This is a genomic window from Rathayibacter sp. AY1F3 (assembly GCF_002931975.1).
Taxonomy (GTDB): domain Bacteria; phylum Actinomycetota; class Actinomycetes; order Actinomycetales; family Microbacteriaceae; genus Rathayibacter.
Map to the genome: position 1 here is coordinate 1 of NZ_PSVF01000067.1, position 2,275 is coordinate 2,275.

A 2,275-nucleotide genomic window follows, 5' to 3' on the forward strand; every position below is an offset into this window, starting at 1 on the left:
GGTTCGAGCGGGGCGGGCGGCGCGCGCTGGTGGCTCGGCTCAGGAATCGCGCGGACAGCGGTGTGCGAGCCCGCGCTCGCCGGCGGTTCGTCCCTCCACAGGCGGGGTACCGGCTCCGTTGTCCCGATCCTGGTCACGGGCCCCGGCCCGATGTCGGTGGTCGCTGATTCAATACACGTATGAGAAGTTCGGGTGACGCGGCGCGGACGCTCGACGCGGTGCGCGCGCTCGCCGGTCTCGCGGCGGGGCTCGCCCGCTCCTCGGCGCCGGTGCTGCTCGCGGGGGCCGTCGCCCTGCACACGGCGTACCGGGCAGCGCTGCTCGTGCCGGAGTCGTTCGCGCGGGGGAGCCGTCTCTCCCGGAGCGAGGCGGGAGACCTCGTGGAGCGCTCGATCCGAGCCGAGTTCGCGACGGCGCTCGGGATGTCGGAGCGCGTGGCGTCTCGGCGTCTCGAGCACGCTCGGCTCCTCATCGAGGACCTCCCGGCGACCCGCACCCTCCTGGCCGAGGCCCGGATCCTCTGGGAGGCCGGCGAGGTCGTCTGCGCCGCCGCCGCGACCCTCCCCGCTCCGTCGCGCGCGTCCTTCGACGAGCGGGCGGCCGCCGCGGCGCTCTCGCAGACGCCCACCCAGCTCCGCCGGACCGTGGCGCGGTTGCGCGACGAGCTGCACGAGCAGCCGTTCACCGAGCGCCACACCCGCGCCCGCGAGGACCGCAGCGTGTGGCTCGGCGCCGAGGCCGACGGCATGGCCACGCTCTGCGCCCTGCTGCCGGCCCCGGTCGCGGTCGGCGCCTACAACCGTCTCGACCGGATCGCCCGCTCGCTCCGCGACGGGGCGGACGCGGCGAGGATCGGGTTCGGTGCAGGTGCAGGTGCAGGTGCAGGTGCGAGTGCGAGTGCGACTGCGACTGCACAGAGCGGTGCTGGTGCCCGTGGCGATGCCCGGGTAGCAGTCGGTGCGGGAACGGACGCTGGTGCTGGTGCTGGTGCTGGTGCTGGTGCTGGTGCTGGTGCCGTGCTCGGCGCGGAGACGGGTGGCAGCGCCGGTGGAGACGCTGACATCTCCCTCGGCGACGGCCGGACGCTCGCGCAGCTGCGGGCCGACGCACTCGTCGATCTGCTCATCGACGGCGACATCTCCGCAGACGGATCCTCGGGAGAAGGAGCGAGCGCCGTCCGTGCCTCGGGCTCCGGAATTCACGCCTCGGGCTCCGGAATCCACGCCTCGGTCTCCGGAGTCCGCGCCGACGTGCGCCTCACCCTGGCCGCCAGCACCGCGGTCGGCCTCGACGACGCGCCGGCCGAACTCGACGGCTACGGTCTCGTCCCCGCTGACGTCGCCCGGGAGCTCGTCCGCACGGCGGCCACCTTCACGCGGGTGCTGACCGATCCGGACACGGGAGTGGTGACGTCGGTCGGCAGGACCCTCCGCGTCCCGCCCCCTCGGATGCGCCTCCAGCTGCAGCTGCGCGACCGGACCTGCCGGTTCCCCGGCTGCACCCGCTCGTCCTCGACGGCCGAGGCCGACCACACCCTCGAGTGGCGGAACGGAGGCGAGACCGCCCTCGGCAACCTGGCCTCGCTCTGCGTCGCGCACCACCACGTCCGCCACGGCGACCGCTGGACCTACGCCCTCCATCCGGACGGCACCGTCGTCTGGACGACCCCCACCGGCCGTCGGATCACCGACCGACCGCGGGCGCTGCCCGGGGCTCCGCTGCCGCCCACGCGACGACCGAGGCCGCAGTCGGCGCAAGAACCGGAGCCGGAGCCGGAGCCGAAGCAGAAGTCGGAGCCGGACTCGAAGCCGCAGCCGCAGCCGCAGCCGCCACGATCCTCGTCCTCGCAGCTGTGGTCATCGCGACCGTCGTCACCTCGGGCGTCGCCCTCGGTGCTGTCGCCGACGCGGGCGCGGTTCGTGGACGCGTCTCCGCCGTTCTGATCCGCGGCCCGACCTGCCGGGCGATTCGACACTCAGTCGGCCGCGAGGCGGTGCATCGCCGCGCCTGGACACGACCAGACGCCCTCGCGCTCTCGCACCTCCGGCGCCGCGAGGTCCGTCGGCACGTTCGCGCTTCGTCGAGCCTCGAGTTCCGAGCCCCGAGCTCCGAGCTCCGAGCCCCGTGTCCCGGAGCTCCGAGCCTCGAGCCCCGTGTCCCGTCGTGCTTCGGCGCTTCGGGGCGTCGGCCACCGCGTCCCGGTCCGCCCCCGTCCCGGTCCGCCCGCGTCCCTGTCCGCCCGCGTCCCGGTCCGCCCCTGTCCCCGGTCCGCCCC

1 protein-coding gene is annotated in these 2,275 nt (G+C 74.9%); it reads left to right on the forward strand.

Annotated features, from left to right (window positions below; genetic code table 11):
* Window positions 1-179 precede the first annotated feature (179 nt).
* Complete coding sequence (locus C5C39_RS17110) at window positions 180-1,943, forward strand: HNH endonuclease signature motif containing protein (RefSeq protein ID WP_104353947.1); 1,764 nt, start codon at window positions 180-182, stop codon at window positions 1,941-1,943.
* Window positions 1,944-2,275 lie beyond the last annotated feature (332 nt).

Bases quoted from the DNA above. Each gene is read 5' to 3' on its own strand.
- C5C39_RS17110 (WP_104353947.1), top strand. From the start codon at position 180: ATGAGAAGTTCGGGTGACGCGGCGCGGACGCTCGACGCGGTGCGCGCG.